Raw genomic sequence first — 17,538 nt, 5'->3', positions numbered from 1 at the left:
TTCGTAGGGTGCATTAAGCGCAGCGAATGCACGCGGTGTCAGGCATCGGGAGAGCGGCATAAGGTGGGCCGATGCCGCCGTGGGTCGGGGTACGGGATTACGGTTCTCGGCGGTTGAGGCGGGCGATTTCCGGGTCGTCGGGGTCGAAATCGGTGAGGCGGTACTTGGCGCCGCAGTACATGCAGGTGGCCTCACCGGTCTTGTGGATCGGCAGGTAGATCCGTGGATGCGAATTCCACAGATACATGCCCGGCATCGGGCATGACAGCGGCAGATCCGCCCGGGTCACGTCGTAGCGGTTGGCCGCGTTGGGTTCGATCAGGTCCTCGCGCTCATGGGTCTGCGGATCAGGCATCGACGGTTTCCTCCACAAAACTCAACCACTCCGGATGCACCTCGCGGCGACCCTCGACCTGGTCGAAATACATGCCCTGCAGCCGTTCGGTCAGCGGGCCGCGCTTGCCGTTGCCGATCACCCGGCCATCCAGTTCGCGGATCGGGGTGACCTCGGCGGCGGTGCCGGTGAAGAATGCCTCATCGGCGGTATACACCTCGTCGCGGGTAATGCGCTTCTCGCGCACCGGCAGCTTGATCTCGCCGGCCAGGCGAATCACCGTGTCGCGGGTAATCCCCTCCAGCGCCGAGGTCAGCTCCGGGGTGTACAGCACGCCGTCACGGACCATGAAGAAGTTCTCGCCCGAGCCCTCGCAGACAAAGCCGTCCACGTCCAGCAGCAGCGCCTCGTCATAGCCGCAATCCTCGGCCTCCTTCAGCGCCATCATCGAATTCATGTAGTTGCCGTTGGCCTTGGCCCGGCACATGGTGACATTGACGTGATGCCGACTGAACGAGGAGGTCTTCACCCGAATGCCGCGCTCCATGTTTTCGGCACCCAGGTAGGAGCCCCATTCCCAGGCGGCGACGATCACATGCGCCTGCAGGTTGTGCGCATGCAGGCCCATGCCCTCGGAGCCGTAGAACACCATCGGCCGGATGTAGGCGCTTTCCAGGTCGTTGACGCGCAGCGCCTCAAGAATTGCGGCATTGATTTCGTCGGGCTCGTACGGCACCCCCATACCCAGGATCTTGGCGGAGTTGAACAGCCGCCGCGTGTGTTCGGCAAGCCGGAACACCGCAGTGCCGCGCTCGGTGCGATAGGCGCGAATGCCCTCGAACACGCCCATGCCGTAATGCAGGGTGTGGGTCAGCACATGCACCCGGGCATCGCGCCAGGGCAGCATCTCGCCGTCCATCCAGATGACGCCGTCGCGGTCATCCATGGTCATGATCTGGTCTCCTCGCCTGCCGTGTCGGCGGCGGTCTCGTCGTCGGTCATCAGGCGCTGCCACACGGCAGACACGCCGTCCCGCAGTTCGGCCAGTTCCGTGGCCGGGATGCGCGCCTGGCCTTCCTGCAGGGTGGCGCGGTGGATGCGGGCGCGATAGGCGCGATAGGCATCCGCCAGCGTAGAGGCCTCGCTGCGACTGAAAAAGCCGGCTGCGGCCAGTTCGCCGATCAGCCGCACGTTGTCCGTGTAGCGCAGCAGCGTCGGGTTGGCGCTGGCCTTCGAAAGAACGCCGTATTGCACCATAAATTCGATATCAGCGACACCGCCACGATCCTGCTTCAGGTCAAACAGATCGGCATCGCGGTTGCCCTTTTCGCCACGCATCCGCTCACGCATGTCGTGCACATCGCCGCGCAGCGTCTCCAGGTCCCGTTCGCGGCAGAGAATCTCGCGCCGGATCCGGTCGAAGGCCTCCTGCAAGGCCGCGTCGCCGGCCACGAAACGGGCCCGAACCAGGGCCTGGTGTTCCCAGGTCCAGGCCTTGTCCTGCTGGTATTCCTCGTAGGCAGACAGGCTGGTGGCCAGCAGGCCGGCGCGGCCGCTGGGGCGCAGCCGGGTATCCACCTCGTAGAGCACGCCGCCGGCGGTGGTTGCACCCAGGATATGGATGATCCGCTGCGCCAGGCGGACGAAGAACACATTGTTGTCCACCGCACGGTCGCCATCGGTCATCTGCTGCTCGCCGCGGCTGTCGTGCAGAAACACCAGGTCCAGGTCCGAGCCGTAGCCCAGTTCCAGCCCGCCGAGCTTGCCGTAGGCGATCACCGCGAAACCGGGCCGAACCGTCTCGCCATCGACCTTGCAGCTCGGTCGGCCGTGGCGTTTCTCCAGGTGATGCCAGGCGATATCCACCACCTCGCGCAGCACCACCTCGGCAATGTCCGTCAGCAGGTCGGAGACCACCATCAGCCGGGTCACGCCGGAGACGTCCGCCGCCGCCAGCCGCAGCGTGTTCACCTGCTTGAACTGGCGCAGCACCTCCATCTGCTGTTCCAGGTCATCCGGGTCCTCCTCGTCCAGACGCTCACGCAACTGCTGTTCCAGCGCCTTGCGTTCCAGCGGCGCGTACAGCTTGCGCGGGTCCAGCAGTTCGCCCAGCAGGACCGGCAGGCGGGTGATCAGGCGCGCAATCCAGGGGCTCGCCGAACAGAGCTTCACCAGTTGCGACAGCGCCATCGGCCGTTCAGCCAGCAGCGACACGTACACGGTGCGGCGGACGATAGCCTCCAGCAGATCAATCAGCCGGGCCAGGGTCGCGTCCGGGTTCTTGGTATGCGCCACCGCACCCAGCAGCAACGGCATCAGCCGGTCCAGCCGCTGGTGGCCGGTATCGGTCAGCGAGCGGCAGTGGCTGCCTTCGCGAAAGGTATTTACCCGCTTGAAGGCGTCGGTGGCGTTCTCGAAGCCATTGTCTGTCAGCAGCTCGCAGGCCTTGTCCTGGTCCAGATCGCGCGCCCAGATATCGCCGACCTCCAGGATTTCATGCGGCACCGGTTCGTCCTCCACCTGGGGCGAGGCGAACACCTGGTCAAAATGCTCACGCACGTGGCGTCGGTGTACATCCAGGTCGGCGGTATAGTCTTCCCAGTTCTCGTAGCCCATGCCGAAGGCGAGCCGCATGCGGTGGATGGGCTTGTCCGGCAGTTCATGGGTCTGCTCGTCCTTGATCGCCTGCAGGCGGTTCTCGCTGCGACGCAGAAACTCGTAGCCTTCCATCAGGCCGCGGATCACGAAACCTGGAAGGCCGCCGGACTCCGCCAGCGACTCGAGCACCGGCATCAGGCGGCGTTGCTGCAGTTCCTTCTCGCGACCGCCGCGGATGATCTGGAAGGCCTGGGCGATGAACTCCACCTCGCGGATGCCGCCGGCGCCGAGTTTGATATTGGACTCAAGCCCCTTGCGCTCGACCTCCTTGGCAATCATCGCCTTCATCTCGCGCAGCGATTCCAGGGCGCCGAAATCCAGGTAGCGGCGGAAGACAAACGGCACCAGCGCGTCCATCAGCTCCTCGCCAGCGGCACGATCACCGCCGACGACGCGGGCCTTCACCATGGCGTAGCGTTCCCACTCGCGGCCCTGGCTCTCGTAATAGGCTTCGATCTGGTCGGTGGTCATCACCAACGGCCCGGAATCGCCGTAGGGCCGCAGCCGCATGTCGACGCGGAACACGAAGCCGTCCACCGTCTGCGCGTTCAGGCTGTTGATGACCTTCTGCCCCAGCTTCATGAAGTACTGGGTGTTGTCACGGCTTTTCTCGCCGTCCGTATGGCCGGGTTGGCTGTAGCCGAAGATCAGGTCGATATCCGAGGAATAATTCAGTTCCTCGCCGCCGAGCTTACCCATGCCGACCACATAGAACCGCGATTCCTCGCCATTCGGCCCGCGCGGCACACCGAAGCGCTGCTGCAACGGCTTCTCATGCCAGGCCACGGCGGCATCGATGCAAGCCTCGGCCAGGCGCGACAGATCATGCAGCGTCTCGTCCAGGCTGACCCAGCCGGCCAGGTCCCGCCAGGCGATGCGCACCATCTCGCGGTTGCGGATGCGGCGCAGCTCGCGGTCCAGCGCCTGCTCGTCCTCGATATCGCGGGTCTGCGTCAGCAGGGCGTCGTGCAGGGTGTCCGGTTCGTAGGCGGTCTCCAGATCGCCGCTGGCGACCAGGCCTTCCAGCAGGGTGTGGTCCCGCAGGCAGGATCGCGCCACGAAAGGGCTGCAGGCCCAGACCGCCGGCAACGACTGGCGCAGCAGTTCGGAATCCGGCAGTTCGCCGACTTCGAGATAGTCCGACAGCCATTCCGAAACCTGCTCGCGCAGGTCGGTGGGCAGCCGGGACATGGCACGGTCAATCAGATCGCGGGACACAGGCACATTCCGGATTAATCGAAAGACGCCACAAGGTACCGTTTTTTACCGCGCCCCGTCATGGCACCCGCAGGAAACAAGCCACCCCGCCCCGTAGGAGCCCAGCCCACTGGGCGATAGCCAGTGCCCGGGCAACCCCATCGCCGAGAGGGCTCGGCTCCTACAGCGGAACCGCACGCGGCCCGCCCTGCCCCGTAGGAGCCCAGCCCACTGGGCGATAACCAGCGCCGGGGCAACCCCATCGCCGAGAGGGCTCGGCTCCTACAGGGGCATTCAGCGACAACGCTAACCCCAATCCAGGAACGCGATTGGCGTGACGATCCGGATCCCATGGAACGGATCCAGGGCAAGCAGATCCTTATCCCCAGTAATGATCGCCTGCGCCTCGCCGGCCAGGGCGACATCCAGAAACTTGTCGTCGTCTGGATCCCGACAGGCCCGTACCGGACGGAGGACCTCCACGAAACGGGACACACCGCCGAGAAGACGGATGAACTCTCGCCGATCAGCGACAGAGATGTAGGGAGAGAACTTCGGCCGGTCGAGGACCGTGATCAACTCATTCAACGTCGCCTCGGAGACCAGCAGGATCCCGCTGGACAGCGCGCGATCCGCGGCTTCCGCCGCCGCTCCCCCAGGTGCCAACAGGCGACTGATCAGGACATTGGTGTCCAGGACCCACCGCAGCCGATCAGTCATCGCTCAACAGTTCGTTGAGCTTTGCCTCCGACAAGCCAGAATCTTCTGCCGATGCGCCGACCCGATCACAGAATCGCTGAAACTCGGCGACATTCAGCCGCGTAAGACGCTCGTACTCCTCCATCGACAGCACCACCGCCACATCACGCTTCTGACGCTGGATCACCACCGGCTCCTTGCCCGCCGCCTCAATCACCGCGGCCAGCCCTTGTTTCGCTTCACTCGCAGACACCGTTTTCATTTCGTCACCCGCGTAATGACTAATATGTACAAAATATACAAAATAGGTCATTAGTCAAGACGATCAACGACAGTAGCCCGTGCCGTACGTAGCGTGTCGTAGGATGCATTAAGCAAAGCGAATGCACGCAGTGTGATCCGCCCCGATCGCGGCAACAGGCCCTCGATTCCCACCGCAACCAGCGCCGGCCCCGGCCTTGCCTGGTCCGAACACCGTCCTTGTCCGAAAACCTTTCTTGTCCCGCGAACAGATCACACCGCGCGGATCCGCTGCGCTTGATCCGCCCTACGCGGCACGCGGCCATGATCGGGTGTTGTAGCGTGCATTAAGCGCAGCGAATGCACGCGGTGTCAGCCATGCGCAGGGAGCACGGCATCACGGCAGGGCGGAGTCGGTGGGATGCGGACGGCGACCAGAATCCGGCGCGGGAGCAGACGGGCAACGGATCACATCGATTGTTTGCTGCACCACCCAAAATAATTATAATTAAACATATACGTGAATGAGGCACCGAATGATGGGGCAGGTCACCATTTATCTTGATGATGAAAACGAGCGGCGCCTCAGACGCGCAGCAGCCGATGCAGGCGTGCCCGTCAGCCGGTGGCTTGCAAATCTGGTCGAGGAGAAAACGCGACAGGAATGGCCGGAGTCCGTCCGCGAGATGGCCGGGGAATGGCGGGATTTTCCATCAATCGAGGAACTGCGGGGATCGCTGGTCGAGGATAGCGAGCGCGAACCGCTATGAGTTTCGCACTCGACACGAACACCTTGATTTATTTTTTCAAAGGCCTGGGGAATGTCGCGGATCGGATGCTGGCAACCCCACCAGGAGAGGTCCGCATCCCGGCCATCGTGGTCTACGAACTGGAAACCGGCATTGCGAAGTCGTCGGCGCCGGCCAGAAGACATCGCCAGTTACACGAGTTGCTCAATACGGTCGACGTCCTGCCGTTCGACCGCGGGGCCGCCAGTCGCGCGGCAGAGATCCGCGTTCATCTGGAGGGATGCGGCACACCGATCGGCCCAATGGACACGCTGATCGCGGCAACGGCGCTGGCGAATCAGGCCACTCTGGTGACGCACAACACCCGTGAATTCGAGCGTGTGCCGGCATTGCAGGTCGTTGATTGGTTCAACGAAGGATGAATGCCAGGTTTGTCGGGTGCACAAGGTGGGATACGGACGGAGACCGAACTCCGGCGCGGGGCGGGCCGGCAACGAATCACACCGCGCGTCGGTGAAGACTGGGGCTATACGGGCTGGATGCGCGCGAGTGCGAGGTCGCGCATGGCCTGAAAGTCGCGGTGCATCGTATCGGTGAACCGGCAGGCACGGGCCAGGGCTGGCGCAGGGTCTGCTGGCCGCTCGAGGTACTCATGGACCAATCTGTTGCGCAGCCGGCGCATCGCGATCCACTCCTCGGCAGAACCGACACAATTCAACCGTTCCAGCCGATCCAGATTGTCGATCGCGGCAAACACCGGCTCGCCCAGCACTTCCAGCAGACACGGGGCGAGCTTGTCGATCATCGTGTCCTGCATGCGAGCAAACTTGGCGCCAAAGGATTCCAGCCGATCAATCCCCAGGTCGCTGGAAATGATGGAATGAACCCTCGACGCGTCCACGCGCAGTCGCCGTCCAGAAGCCGCTCGCGCACCGCAAGCAGGTGCTCGTCCTCACGGGCGACAAGCTAGAGCAGCTTTTGAAGTCGCTGATGCGGCGCGCTCACAGCGGAACGCCGGTCTGGATGGCTTCGATATCGATGCTTCGCCTGGGCGAGCCATCGGAGAGTACAACGACATCAACGCGCCGTTCACCGAGGCGGCGCTGCAATCGGCCATGCAGCGCAAACTCCCGATCCAGCAATTCATCCGCGGAACCGGCCGCCTCGATGTGCAGATCGATATCGCCGATGTTAATCGCTCCGAACCGGAGTCACGGCAGTGTAAATCAGCGGTGTCGGGCGGCAAACAACGCCCCGGCTCCGGCCATTGCGTGAGTTCCGCAGTGAACCGCCCCGATCGCGGCAACAGGCCCTCGATTCCCACCGCAACCAGCGCCGGCCCCGGCCTTGCCTGGTCCGAACACTGTCCTTGTCCGAAGACCTTTCTTGTCCCGCCAACAGATCACACCGCGCGGATCCGCTGCGCTTGATCCGCCCTACGCAACCCCGCGCCACCGCCGGTTTCCTTGTTTTTGTAGGGTGTATTAAGCGAAGCGAATGCACGCGGTGTCATCCGACCGGGAAACGCCCGAGCCCCGCAGGAGGCCGCAGGCGCAGCGAATGCACGCGGTGTCAGGCATCCGGAAGGGACCTGGATTGCGGCCGTGCCACTGTCCCAAACCGCGGGCTTGTTGCAAACTTCGCGCATGCTTCGTTGCCTCGACATCATCCTTTCCGGGTTCGGTCTGCTGGTCGCAGCGCCGGTGCTACTGCTCTTACTGATCGTGGGCTGGTTCGATACCGGTACGCCCTTGTTCCGGCAAACCCGGGTTGGCCGCCACCAGGAGCCGTTCACGCTGGTCAAACTGCGAACCATGCGCCCCGACACCAAATCGGTCGCCACCCACCTGGCTGACGCGACGGCTATCACCGGCTTCGGCCGCTTCCTGCGGCGTACCAAGCTGGATGAATTGCCTCAGCTCTGGAATGTGCTGAAAGGAGAGATGAGTCTTGTTGGGCCGCGCCCCTGCCTGTTCAGCCAGGCGGAGCTGATCCAGGAGCGGGAAAGCAGGAAGGTGTTTTCAGCCAGACCCGGAATCACCGGCCTGGCCCAGGTGCAGGGCATCGACATGTCGACACCCGCCAAGCTGGCGGAAACCGATGCCGCCATGCTGCAGGACCTGAACGTACGGCAGTACCTTCGCTATATCGCCCTGACCATTCTCGGCCGCGGCAAAGGTGACCGGGTGCGGCAATAGCCTGATGTCCCGGCCTCACACCGCGTTTCGGCGATGGCGCGGCGGCATTCCGCCAAAGGATCACACCGCGCGGATCCGCTGCGCTTGATCCGCCCTACGCGACCCCGAACCAGGTTTTCGTAGGGTGGATCAAGCGAAGCGGATCCACGCGGTGTCATCCGCCCCGAAAACAGCACACCCCACCAGAAAACGGACCATCCACAGCGACCGTCGCTACCCGTTCCCAACCGCTCTACGCAAGCCCTCGTCCAGGCTCAACGGCGGCTTCCAATCGAGGACATCGCGCGCGTCCGAATCGTCCACCTGCAGCGAATCGAGCAACCGTCCCGCCACCTCGCCACGCCCGGCAAGCCGCGCCCCCACCCGAAGCATCCCGACCGGAACGGGTACCAGCCTCGCCGGACGCCCCATCACTGATGCGATACGTCGCAACAATTCCGCCGTGGACACGTCTTCACCATCCGACGCGAGGAATGTCCGGTTTACGGCCGTCGGGTGCTCAAGACAGGTGACGATCAGATCCACCAGATTGTCGACCCCGATCAAAGAGCGTCGATTCCCGTTCACGGCCCCCAGCGGCAGCGGAAAGCCTATCGCCACCCACCGCACAAGGCGGCTGAAATTCCCCGGCGCATCGGGTCCGTAAACCAGCGGCGGGCGGATCACGACGGTCTGCAGGGCAGTACCCCTTGCAGCCGCGGCAAGCACCTGCTCCGCTTCCTGCTTACTGCGTCCGTAGTCATCCTCTGGCGCCGAGGGGCTATCCGCACGCAAAGGCCGGCCCGGCGGCGTGCGTTCGCCCAGCGCCTTGATCGAACTGAGATAGACCAGTCTGCGCACACCCGCTTCCGCCGCATCGCGAACCAGACGCTGCAAGGGGTCAACGTTGGCTGCCCGATAATCGGCAAGCCCGACATTGCGCCCCATGACATGGGCCTGATTGGCAAGGTGGACGACCGCATCCACGCCCTCAAGGTACGGTGCCCAGGAATCGACATGGCGGATATCGCCATAGGGGACGCAATCAACGCCATCGGGCATACGCGTCGGGTGGCGCACACCGGCACGGACGGCCCAGTCACCATCGACTGCAAACCGCCCGACCAGCACCTTGCCAATAAACCCGTTCGCACCAGTGATGAGGACGCGTTTCATGATGTTGGACTTCCCCCGTAGGAGGCCAGCCCCCTGGGCGATAGCCGGCGCCGGGGCAACCTCATCGCCGAGAGGGCTCGGCTCCTACAGGGATGACCACCACCGGCCCCGTACCTGTAGGAGCCCAGCCCTCTGGGCGATATCCACGGAATCACGACCGGTCGCCCACGCTGCACAACTCACGATAGACGGCCAGATGCGCCGCAACGACCGATTCGATTCCGTACCGTTCCTCGGCCAGTTGGCGGCCCCGCCGCCCCATGGCCTGCCGCCGGTCCGGATCGGCGATCAACAACTCCAGCGCATCCGCCAGGGCCGTTGCATCGCGGGGCGGGACCAGCAAGGCCGATTCGTTCGGGACAACTGCATCGCGGCATCCCGGCCAGTCGGTGGTTACCACCGCGCGACCGGCTGCCGCCGCATCGATCAGCGTCTTCGGAATACCCTCGCCGTAGAAGGACGGCAGACAAACAATCGCGGCACGCCCCAGAACCGCGGGCATGTCATCGGAAAAGCCCCACCATTCCACGCCGCCCTGGTCCTCCAGCGCGCGAAGGGCCGCCTCGTCCAGGCCATCCGGATTGCCTGTATCCACCTGGCCCACGAGCGCGCAACGGACGTTCATCCCCCGAGCCCGCAGAATCCGGCCTGCTTCGGCAAAGACCTCGACGCCCTTGGTGCGCAGCATGCGCGCCGGCAGCACCACCAACGGCGTCGTATCCTGCGGCGCTGATGGATCGAATGCGTCCAGGTCTACACCCGAACCCGGGATGCAGCGCGTGCCCCGGGTGGCACGTGCATTGATGCCATCGAGCCGCTGACGGTCGGTTTCGTGCTGTATGATCGCGACGCCGCGCCGGTGCCGGAACGCAAGCCGATAGAGAAAGCGGCCAAAGCCTCGTGTCAGCGCAGAGCGGCCCCCCGGGCCATCAGCGACCAGGAAACCAAGCCCTGACACCGCGAATACTGCGGCGGGAACGCCGGCAAGACGCGCAGCAATCCCGCCGTAAAGCACCGGTTTCGCGGTGACCAGATGCACCAGGCCGGGCCGGATGCGACGGAACAATCGCCAGAGCGCGAACAGGCTGCGCAGTTCGGCCAAAGGGTGCACACCGGACCGGCTCAACGGAATCGGATGGTGCGGAAAACCTGCCTCGGCGATGGTGCCGACAGCATCGCCGGCGGCAGTGGCAATATGCACCTGCCAACCGGCCTCCCGCGCGGCCACGGCCACCGGCAGGCGGTGAGAGAGAAAAAAGGCGGGATCGTTGACGACGATAAGAAGGCGGCTGGCCGAAGGGTTGGTCATCGGGCTGATGATTCCGAAAAAGCAGGACCCGGTCCAGTAGGCTATCGTCGGGAAGATCGGCTCCTGCAGCCAGAGGCGGATCGTGTAGGGTGCATTAAGCGCAGCAAATGCAAGCAGTGTAGATTTTATCGATCAATGTGCTGCGAGCTGTTCAGGGCAGACTCAGTAGTTAAGGGGAAGGGGCACGGACTTTGGCCGCAAGAGGTGATTCTCCATTGCCTTATCGATCACGTCCGCCCCATAGCTTGATACAGAGCATAAACGCTCAACCTCTTCCTGCTGAAATTCGAGAATGGACGTGTGCCCGATCTCATTTAGGTTCAACAGCCCGCCATACGGCAACTGCGGGCATATAGTCGGAATATATATAATTCGATAAACTTTTCTTCGAGCCAAAGCGTCTAAAAACGACAACAGAGCATCGTCAGTATATTCTTCCGAGTACTCTTCAACAAAGTGCTCAAGCGATATGATCGGACACACAAGCAGGGAATTATTAAACAATCTCTGATTTTCTTGTGACACATCACACTCGTGCGTAAGCAAATATACTAGACCTTCGGCGGTCGCAAAGAGCCTTTCTTCTTCTTGGAAGACAGGAAATCTAATCCTGTCATAAACCAACCCGGCACCTATCGGCAATGTGTCACCTTTGCCACCATAAAAGCGGCCACGATCGATAGAAAGCCGATCCACAAGATGCTTGTAGGCGCGATCAATATCCATTCTGCGAAATCAGCAGAAGATATGCGTTATCCCAACCTGTGACCATCACCTACAATTCGCGCAGACCTTAACAAAGCTCGTCGCAACACCTTCCGCTCGTTTTCGTCGGGATACCAAGATGCCTGCATCTCATCACCTTGATCCATCACAATTCCCGCCGGCTCAGAAAGCCTAAACTCGGCATCTGCATCAATAGCCGAATCTAAGCCACTCCAGACAGCTTGCACCTCTTCAGAGTAGACAGCGGGATGCTCTTCTCTGCTTCCAACGAATGGATCAATGAGAAGAGTCGCTGCACAGGTACCGAAAGTCGCCATTGTAATCATCTATTTCTCCTTTAGGTCCTGCACAATTTCGCCAGGAAGAAGCGCAAAAAAAGCATCTTTTTCTAGATTATGCGCAACCTCCACCCAGCCCAGAACCTCCGACGCAGATTGTGCCGAGAAACTTTCAGGCGTAAACACGTCGATGTCAGCAATCGCTGACGCTGACGGTGAAAGACTACCTCTAACAAACTCCACTGACGCCACACGGGTCATAACAGTATGAGTAGGTTTCGGCCTATCCATAAAATTTATATTTAGGGGTGCCTGAAGCTTTTTACCATCAACACAAACAGACAGATCAAGATCGTATACTCCGCTGATGCGATGTCGGTCATGCTGAAATGCGTTAATGTATCGCAACCCTATTCTAGAGACCTCAACGTCTTCAATTCGGGAGAAAAGCGCGTCTACCATCTCTCGCAACTGGGGCTGGAGGTTCTGCCACCCTGGATACGGCTGCATAAAATGAAGAGAAATTACATTACTACCTATCTTTATGAGACGCGGCCTATCGACATCCCGTAATTCTACTGAAGGCTGAAATCTGAGTTGCTCCTCAGATCGCCGAATAGACGCAGGAATGTCAGAACTGGGAAGCCGACGCATCTTCCAGCCGCGCCACCGACCACAGTCAATCAGCCACCCAATAACCACTTCCTCTGGCACATCAGGTGACGCCGTAAACCGGATATCGCAAAGAGCCTCGACGATTGCGTCTTCCTTTAGCTTTTCCGGATGCGTCATCACCTCTTTCCTCGGTAGAAAAAGAGTATTCCCTGCGAGCTATTTCTTTTAAAAACAACGACTTACGTTTATATAATCTAGTTGAAGTATAGCAACCGTAAACCGTCACCACAACAACCTGCCTGGTTCTCAGGCAACTGAAGGTCAGGCAATTGCTCACTTGATCTGATTTCCACCCAAAGCTTCCGCTTCCTCGGTCAGCCGTCCTTCCTCGGCTTTCAACTCCGGTACACGAACATTCCCTTCTGCCAGACGGCCGGTGCGGTCATGTATACGAGTCAGTATCGGTGAACAGGACGTGCGCTTGCACACGCAGTGGCGCGGCCCCGCGACTATCAAGAAAAAGATCGGGAACACCCGTGGCTCCTCACGAACTTCTCAACTGCATCCTACCCGCAAATTATAGAGGCATACGCCAACCTCGTCCCTAAACCGGCTCACCGGCGCGCAGCCTCTCACGCACATCCAGCGGCCGCTCGCGGCGGATTGCACCGTCATCCCGCCAGTAACACCAATTGCGGACCGGCCTGCGCCAGTCGCCGTAGCGGTAGCTAAGGTAGGCTTCAACGTCTCCGGGTACCGGGTAACGCTGCCCGTCTACTTCAAGTGAGCTTAATGGCAGAACGAATCCTGCCGGGATGACCCAGGTTAGGGGCACGTACACATCGCGGCTTGGCCATGATTCCGCAATCAGACCGCGGTCAAATCGATGGTAGAGCCAGGCAATCAAACGACGGGCCAGGGATGGCTTATCGGGCTCGCGCGACACACGGCTTTCCTCGCCCTGTTCGGTGTTGTCCCCGGACGGGCGCCGATACAGGCTCGCCCTGACGACGGCCCGTAGGAGCTTACCAGCCAGGCTCGGCGGACGATCAAGGACGTCTGGCGCCGGTGGCGGCATGTAGAGCTGGGTCTGGGGGGACCATAGCGTCTCGTCGATTCGATAGTAAACGTGTACTGACGCCCGCAAGCCACCGCCCCAACTTTCCAGTGGTTTGAGGCTCACACTGTAAAGCACACCACGGTAGCGATTTACGGTCATGCGGTAGCCGAATCGCCGGAACACCGCACTGCTGGCGAGCAATCTGTCCGCATCATCCCCGAGACAGGCAAGGTCGATATCCTTTTCCCAGGGATTCAACCGCCCACTTCGCACCAGTCCGAGCAGCACTCCGCTGTCGATCCAGTACGCCACTCCGGCCGATTCCAAAGCAGAGCACAAGCGCTGCAAACCCGATTCATCGGCACGTCGGTCATCGGCGACATCAACTAGGCGCTCGCTGACCTTCGCCGGTTCAGCGGCCATCGGCTGCCCCGCAACACCGCAAGGCTTCTTCTGGCCGTTCTTGCACCAGGCACCCATCATCGGTCCAGTAACACCAGTCCTCGACCGGCGTTCTCCAGTCTCCGTAGCGGGCAGCCAGATAGGCTTCGGTTTCGGCGGGAATCGGGATTACGCCGGCACCGTGCGGCCGCGCCTCCAGACGATCAAAGAAACGGGCCGGAACAATCCATGTGTAAACGGTGTGCATGGAAGACAGCGGCCAGAGCCGATCCCACCATGTCCTGTCGAGTCGCCGGCGAGTCATCACCACCATCGCCCAGACTGGCAGGCACACCCCCTTTCTCCAGACCTTCTGGATGCCACTACCCTCACGATGTGTCGACGCCCCTTGCTGCACGCCAATCAGCATTCGGCGAACCGAAGGCCAGGATGCGAACCCCCGATGGCTGTGCGCTCGGTTCACGGGCTTGAATGTCACCGTCTGCGGCGACCACGCGATATCGCCCTCGCGAAAGTAGACGTGAATATGGATCGGACGAAAACGCTGCTCGGCCTTATCCTTGATCGTAAAGCCGTAGATCCGTCCCAGATATTTTCTGGATGAAACCTTGTAGCCCCGGGAGTGCAGTTCCGGCAGCGCGGACAGGACTCGAGGCACGTCCTGCTCCCAAATGCCCAGGTCGATGTCGGAGTCCCAGGCAATCTCGCCACCATCCCGAATCAATCCGAGTAAGGAACCGCTATCCAGCCAGTAGGAAAAACCCCACTCCTTCAGCAAGCGTTGCATTTCCAGCAAACCGTCAGCCGGCGCAACGTGACCGGGGCTGAACTCACCATGACCTTTGTCTCCCTCCCGTGCCCGCATAGGTCGCTCAAATTCGCCAACCTTGGGCTCCGAAGGAAACCGCTTTGGTGAAGCTCCCCTCACGATGCTTTTTCCTCGCCGCTACCCAGCTCGCCACCAGCCTCACGATCGAACTCAGCAATGACCACCGGGTTTTTCAGGATACGGTGCACCAATCTCAATCCTTGGTTGAATTTCTCCCGCGTAATGGCGCGTTCAAGCTCATAGCAGAACGATGCCAACCGCAGATGGTCCGCCGAATAATCCGTCGAGATGTCGTCCCGATGCTCCCGAAGGTAGGCCACCCATTGTCTCAGCTTCGCGGGCGGCGCACGGCGTGGCAATACTGCCCCAATGGGCTCCAGCGTCCAGGCACTCCAGCTCATTACAAGCAACTCGCCATGGGACTGCCGCGCAAGGTTTCCGCGGTTCAGGTAACTGTTCTGTACGTATACCGGCATCTGGTTCAACAGCCCCTGAATCTCGGGCAACCGGCTCTCAAACGTCGCCAAGGCATCAACATCCGCCGCGCTATCGGCCGCAACTTCCATGCGCGCAACCACGTCGCCATTAAGGCGCTTCGCTAGAAACCCGCGTGATGAGGCGAATGCCTGCAGTAAGCCATCCGGCGGCAGACACGACCAATGGTTCAGAAGCAGCATCTCCTGAGCCGCCGGCCAATCGGCTGCCGTAATGCCCCGGCCATCACCAAACTCCATGAGTTGGCAGGCGAAGCTCGACTTCGCGAAACTACCCACCACTTCCGGCGCGTTTAGCGCCTTACGCGGCAGATGCCCGAACAGAAACTGTTCGTCTTCCAGTCGGCTCATCACCTGCGGTGCAAAAACCTGGAGCTGGAAATAGCGAGAACCCGCCGACTCGGCAAGCTCGGTACTCGCAGTAAATGTAATCAAACCGCGAATCGCGCAATCCGCCCAGGTTACCGCAAGCCTCTGCACGTCCACGCCGCTGCCCGATAACAGCTCTCTCACATCGGCTTCCCGATCACGCTTGCGAAAGGCGTCGCGGACAGCACGCCGATCCTTGCGCTCAGGCGCCTGAAAATGCACCTGCGGAAACACCAGCGCGTCCACCTTGTGCCGGCTGCGAACAAGCGATACTGCGTCGCCAACGATGGATGGCAGGACATTCAGCGTCTGCCGCAACAACACGACACTCAGGACGCCGATGAGGATGTTCTCGCCATCACCTAGCACGAACGGGTGAAGAATCACCAGAAAACCGACCAGGAATCCAGTCGAGGAGAGAATTTTTGTGTAGTCCCGCGGGTTTTCATCCGCAAATTCGCGTATGCGGTCAACCCAACCAGTCGTGCTGGCGGGACGGAGAACCCACCAAGAAAACAAAAACTGGAGCCCCAACAGCCCTGCAACTGCCAGAAATACCGGCGGATTCAGCATCATGCCCACAAGAAAGCCAACAACCATGAAAAGAAGATAGGCCGCAACTCCGCAGATGCGTCCAAAATAAGCTTGCGCCTGGGCATCCTGATTTTTTACAACGGAGATTTCGCTGGCTCCCGCGGCCACCTCAGCGCCGGCAATACTGGCCGCTCGGGAAGCAGAACGCTCGAGGACCAACGTGACAATGAATGAAACGAAAGCAGCGACCGTAAGCCAAATAATCCAAGCTGTCTTCTGTTCAGGGTCGATAAAGCCCTGAAAATAGCGAGGCACACCTTCGGAGCCGGCAAGCAGAATAACTTTCAAAGGAAGAAAAAATGCAAGGACATTAGTAACACGCCCCGCACCCACCATCACCACAACTCCCCAAGTCGATGTCGGACGAGCGTAGGATAGCACCCACAACACGGAAACGAGCCAAGCCAAAAACCCCTTTGCCTCGGAAAACAGGCTCATAGATTTATTGCATATCCTATCAGTTTTCGGAGTCCGAATTTTCCCCAACGATCAAACCCACCGTTAACGACTCAGCATCTAGCTAACAATCTATGTCTTCCTGCAAGAGGTGCCTCACCACCCCCCAACGCTTTTTCAAATCGAAACTTTTTAATTATAATGCAACCCAATGGGGAAACTATCCTGAAATTCGTCAGAACATTTAGGGTAATCTATCGGACGCAGTCTACTGATTATATTACGGACCACTCAGATCTAAAATATCCGTCAAGCGTTCATAAAACCACGGCTCATCTGAGCCTTTATGTATTCCAATATTATTTCTCGACACGTCCGGGTTAAATCTTTCCGGCTTGAAATGATGTTGAACACCAACCCATTGACAAATCTCAAAACGCACGTCAGGAGAGCGAACAAACTCTTCAAACCCGACGATCTTAACGCGGTCACTTAGATTGCCCGCAAGTGACCTCTTCATTTTTCTTCTTCTTTTTAAATAATTCTCGGCGTACTGCTCCGGGGTCAAAGTAAATCTAGATCCTTGAAAAGCGCGCCGCTCATAATAGCTATCCCTTGGATCCCTATCTACAATAATTACTTTCCCATCTCCAACAAAATTTAACGGATCTAAATTAGTTGGCCTAATCGCCTGATCTAGAACAAAAGACGAGCCTGAGAACCTGAAAATATCTATAAATTTATGATAAATCGACTCGACAACCGATGAGGGATTTTCACCCCTGCCATCGACCCCAACCATTCTACTAAATGATTCGAAAATCCAGCTCGAATAAGCAGGCCCCGCTTTTGTCCATAGCTTCGCACTTTTCTGGTTTGCTTTCAATGAATAATTAACTTCTTTATTAAGATTTCCGGTAAAATGCCTTAAAAAAATATCCAGATCATCTGCAGAAAATTCTTTTTTTTCTTTCGCGGCCTTAAAAAGATCTAGAAATCCTCCATTTATTTTTATAAACTGGACCTCACCGCCGGGGAATTTTTTGTATACCCCACTATCTAAAAGAAAATCAATTAAAGCACCGGAGCCAGACCACCCGAAACCACAAACATAAAGATCAGGATTCTTCATCGTTGGCTCCTAATAATTTTCTCTTGTAACTTGAGAAGCAGAGAATCCAAAGGCAGCTCAATGTCCTAAGCACGCTGTGGAATCGCTGCTACGAACATGCGAAA

18 protein-coding genes and 2 pseudogenes are annotated in these 17,538 nt (G+C 59.6%); 4 read left to right on the top strand and 16 right to left on the bottom strand.

Going from position 1 to position 17,538, the window contains the following annotated elements; genetic code table 11:
• Positions 1 to 97 precede the first annotated feature (97 nt).
• The 5 genes from M0534_RS11725 to M0534_RS11705 all read right to left on the bottom strand — a co-directional run bounded on the left by M0534_RS11725 (position 98) and on the right by M0534_RS11705 (position 5,150).
• A complete protein-coding gene (locus tag M0534_RS11725) occupies positions 98 to 355 on the bottom strand; it encodes a zinc-finger domain-containing protein (RefSeq protein WP_248568618.1) in 258 nt (85 codons plus the stop codon).
• Positions 348 to 1,286, bottom strand: a complete 939-nt coding sequence (locus M0534_RS11720) for a branched-chain amino acid transaminase (RefSeq protein ID WP_248568617.1) — start codon at positions 1,284 to 1,286, stop codon at positions 348 to 350. Before M0534_RS11720 ends, M0534_RS11725 begins: the two co-directional genes overlap by 8 nt.
• On the bottom strand, positions 1,283 to 4,183 hold the full coding sequence (glnE, locus tag M0534_RS11715) for a bifunctional [glutamate--ammonia ligase]-adenylyl-L-tyrosine phosphorylase/[glutamate--ammonia-ligase] adenylyltransferase (protein ID WP_248568688.1): 2,901 nt from the start codon (positions 4,181 to 4,183) through the stop codon (positions 1,283 to 1,285). Before glnE ends, M0534_RS11720 begins: the two co-directional genes overlap by 4 nt.
• Before the next feature lie 312 nt (positions 4,184 to 4,495).
• Positions 4,496 to 4,909: a putative toxin-antitoxin system toxin component, PIN family gene (locus M0534_RS11710; protein ID WP_248568616.1), complete on the bottom strand. Its 414-nt coding sequence runs from the start codon at positions 4,907 to 4,909 to the stop codon at positions 4,496 to 4,498.
• Positions 4,902 to 5,150: a type II toxin-antitoxin system Phd/YefM family antitoxin gene (locus tag M0534_RS11705; RefSeq protein WP_248568687.1), complete on the bottom strand. Its 249-nt coding sequence runs from the start codon at positions 5,148 to 5,150 to the stop codon at positions 4,902 to 4,904. Before M0534_RS11705 ends, M0534_RS11710 begins: the two co-directional genes overlap by 8 nt.
• A 517-nt stretch (positions 5,151 to 5,667) precedes the next feature.
• Between M0534_RS11705 and M0534_RS11700 the strand changes: the two genes are divergently transcribed.
• Entirely contained in the window at positions 5,668 to 5,898 is a 231-nt protein-coding gene (locus M0534_RS11700; RefSeq protein ID WP_248568686.1) for a CopG family transcriptional regulator, read from the top strand.
• Positions 5,895 to 6,299, top strand: a complete 405-nt coding sequence (locus tag M0534_RS11695) for a type II toxin-antitoxin system VapC family toxin (RefSeq protein WP_248568615.1) — start codon at positions 5,895 to 5,897, stop codon at positions 6,297 to 6,299. Before M0534_RS11700 ends, M0534_RS11695 begins: the two co-directional genes overlap by 4 nt.
• Before the next feature lie 104 nt (positions 6,300 to 6,403).
• On the opposite strand, the pseudogene M0534_RS11690 reads toward M0534_RS11695, so the two are convergent.
• Together M0534_RS11690 and M0534_RS11685 are read right to left on the bottom strand one after the other, a co-directional pair.
• A pseudogene (locus M0534_RS11690) lies at positions 6,404 to 6,882 on the bottom strand (hypothetical protein).
• Positions 6,879 to 7,064 (bottom strand): annotated as a pseudogene (locus M0534_RS11685) (nucleotidyltransferase domain-containing protein); the annotation flags it as partial. The pseudogenes M0534_RS11685 and M0534_RS11690, both read right to left, overlap by 4 nt.
• On the opposite strand from M0534_RS11685, the gene M0534_RS11680 reads away from it, so the two are divergent.
• On the top strand, positions 6,993 to 7,307 hold the full coding sequence (locus tag M0534_RS11680) for a hypothetical protein (RefSeq protein ID WP_248568614.1): 315 nt from the start codon (positions 6,993 to 6,995) through the stop codon (positions 7,305 to 7,307). The pseudogene M0534_RS11685 and the gene M0534_RS11680 sit on opposite strands and share 72 nt — an antisense overlap.
• Positions 7,308 to 7,523: 216 nt before the next feature.
• On the top strand, positions 7,524 to 8,075 hold the full coding sequence (locus M0534_RS11675) for a sugar transferase (protein WP_248568613.1): 552 nt from the start codon (positions 7,524 to 7,526) through the stop codon (positions 8,073 to 8,075).
• Between the two features lie 213 nt (positions 8,076 to 8,288).
• On the opposite strand, the gene M0534_RS11670 is transcribed toward M0534_RS11675, so the two are convergent.
• From M0534_RS11670 to M0534_RS11630, 9 genes are all read right to left on the bottom strand, one after another.
• Positions 8,289 to 9,230 (bottom strand): NAD-dependent epimerase/dehydratase family protein, encoded by a 942-nt coding sequence (locus tag M0534_RS11670; RefSeq protein WP_248568612.1) that lies wholly within the window; start codon positions 9,228 to 9,230, stop codon positions 8,289 to 8,291.
• Between the two features lie 151 nt (positions 9,231 to 9,381).
• A complete protein-coding gene (locus tag M0534_RS11665) occupies positions 9,382 to 10,539 on the bottom strand; it encodes a glycosyltransferase family 4 protein (RefSeq protein WP_248568611.1) in 1,158 nt (385 codons plus the stop codon).
• 162 nt (positions 10,540 to 10,701) lie between these two features.
• On the bottom strand, positions 10,702 to 11,265 hold the full coding sequence (locus M0534_RS11660) for a hypothetical protein (RefSeq protein WP_248568610.1): 564 nt from the start codon (positions 11,263 to 11,265) through the stop codon (positions 10,702 to 10,704).
• A gap of 26 nt (positions 11,266 to 11,291) precedes the next feature.
• Positions 11,292 to 11,591, bottom strand: coding sequence for a hypothetical protein (locus tag M0534_RS11655; RefSeq protein WP_248568609.1), 300 nt, complete (start codon positions 11,589 to 11,591; stop codon positions 11,292 to 11,294).
• Positions 11,592 to 12,335, bottom strand: coding sequence for a TIGR04255 family protein (locus M0534_RS11650; RefSeq protein WP_248568608.1), 744 nt, complete (start codon positions 12,333 to 12,335; stop codon positions 11,592 to 11,594).
• Between the two features lie 427 nt (positions 12,336 to 12,762).
• A complete protein-coding gene (locus M0534_RS11645) occupies positions 12,763 to 13,641 on the bottom strand; it encodes a LicD family protein (protein ID WP_248568607.1) in 879 nt (292 codons plus the stop codon).
• The gene (locus M0534_RS11640) at positions 13,631 to 14,407 is read right to left on the bottom strand and encodes a LicD family protein (RefSeq protein ID WP_248568606.1); all 777 of its coding nucleotides are present in this window, start codon (positions 14,405 to 14,407) and stop codon (positions 13,631 to 13,633) included. Before M0534_RS11640 ends, M0534_RS11645 begins: the two co-directional genes overlap by 11 nt.
• 137 nt (positions 14,408 to 14,544) lie before the next feature.
• Positions 14,545 to 16,344 (bottom strand): hypothetical protein, encoded by a 1,800-nt coding sequence (locus tag M0534_RS11635; protein ID WP_248568605.1) that lies wholly within the window; start codon positions 16,342 to 16,344, stop codon positions 14,545 to 14,547.
• A 238-nt stretch (positions 16,345 to 16,582) separates the two neighbouring features.
• Complete coding sequence (locus tag M0534_RS11630) at positions 16,583 to 17,434, bottom strand: hypothetical protein (RefSeq protein ID WP_248568604.1); 852 nt, start codon at positions 17,432 to 17,434, stop codon at positions 16,583 to 16,585.
• Positions 17,435 to 17,538 lie beyond the last annotated feature (104 nt).

It is taken from the genome of Methylonatrum kenyense, assembly GCF_023195885.1.
Classification (GTDB): domain Bacteria; phylum Pseudomonadota; class Gammaproteobacteria; order Nitrococcales; family Aquisalimonadaceae; genus Methylonatrum; species Methylonatrum kenyense.
The sequence above is the reverse complement of the archived record's forward strand: the minus strand, read 5'-3'. Positions and strand labels throughout refer to the sequence as shown.

What these genes read in the sequence shown, in the direction of transcription:
- M0534_RS11710 (WP_248568616.1), bottom strand. Translation starts at nt 4,909, where the DNA reads ATGACTGATCGGCTGCGGTGGGTCCTGGACACCAATGTCCTGATCAGT.
- M0534_RS11670 (WP_248568612.1), bottom strand. Translation starts at nt 9,230, where the DNA reads ATGAAACGCGTCCTCATCACTGGTGCGAACGGGTTTATTGGCAAGGTG.
- M0534_RS11650 (WP_248568608.1), bottom strand. Translation starts at nt 12,335, where the DNA reads ATGACGCATCCGGAAAAGCTAAAGGAAGACGCAATCGTCGAGGCTCTT.
- M0534_RS11630 (WP_248568604.1), bottom strand. Translation starts at nt 17,434, where the DNA reads ATGAAGAATCCTGATCTTTATGTTTGTGGTTTCGGGTGGTCTGGCTCC.
- M0534_RS11705 (WP_248568687.1), bottom strand. Translation starts at nt 5,150, where the DNA reads ATGAAAACGGTGTCTGCGAGTGAAGCGAAACAAGGGCTGGCCGCGGTG.
- M0534_RS11725 (WP_248568618.1), bottom strand. Translation starts at nt 355, where the DNA reads ATGCCTGATCCGCAGACCCATGAGCGCGAGGACCTGATCGAACCCAAC.
- M0534_RS11695 (WP_248568615.1), top strand. Translation starts at nt 5,895, where the DNA reads ATGAGTTTCGCACTCGACACGAACACCTTGATTTATTTTTTCAAAGGC.
- M0534_RS11675 (WP_248568613.1), top strand. Translation starts at nt 7,524, where the DNA reads ATGCTTCGTTGCCTCGACATCATCCTTTCCGGGTTCGGTCTGCTGGTC.
- M0534_RS11720 (WP_248568617.1), bottom strand. Translation starts at nt 1,286, where the DNA reads ATGACCATGGATGACCGCGACGGCGTCATCTGGATGGACGGCGAGATG.
- M0534_RS11660 (WP_248568610.1), bottom strand. Translation starts at nt 11,265, where the DNA reads ATGGATATTGATCGCGCCTACAAGCATCTTGTGGATCGGCTTTCTATC.
- M0534_RS11665 (WP_248568611.1), bottom strand. Translation starts at nt 10,539, where the DNA reads ATGACCAACCCTTCGGCCAGCCGCCTTCTTATCGTCGTCAACGATCCC.
- M0534_RS11635 (WP_248568605.1), bottom strand. Translation starts at nt 16,344, where the DNA reads ATGAGCCTGTTTTCCGAGGCAAAGGGGTTTTTGGCTTGGCTCGTTTCC.
- M0534_RS11645 (WP_248568607.1), bottom strand. Translation starts at nt 13,641, where the DNA reads ATGGCCGCTGAACCGGCGAAGGTCAGCGAGCGCCTAGTTGATGTCGCC.
- glnE (WP_248568688.1), bottom strand. Translation starts at nt 4,183, where the DNA reads ATGTCCCGGCTGCCCACCGACCTGCGCGAGCAGGTTTCGGAATGGCTG.
- M0534_RS11640 (WP_248568606.1), bottom strand. Translation starts at nt 14,407, where the DNA reads ATGCAACGCTTGCTGAAGGAGTGGGGTTTTTCCTACTGGCTGGATAGC.
- M0534_RS11680 (WP_248568614.1), top strand. Translation starts at nt 6,993, where the DNA reads ATGCAGCGCAAACTCCCGATCCAGCAATTCATCCGCGGAACCGGCCGC.
- M0534_RS11700 (WP_248568686.1), top strand. Translation starts at nt 5,668, where the DNA reads ATGGGGCAGGTCACCATTTATCTTGATGATGAAAACGAGCGGCGCCTC.
- M0534_RS11655 (WP_248568609.1), bottom strand. Translation starts at nt 11,591, where the DNA reads ATGATTACAATGGCGACTTTCGGTACCTGTGCAGCGACTCTTCTCATT.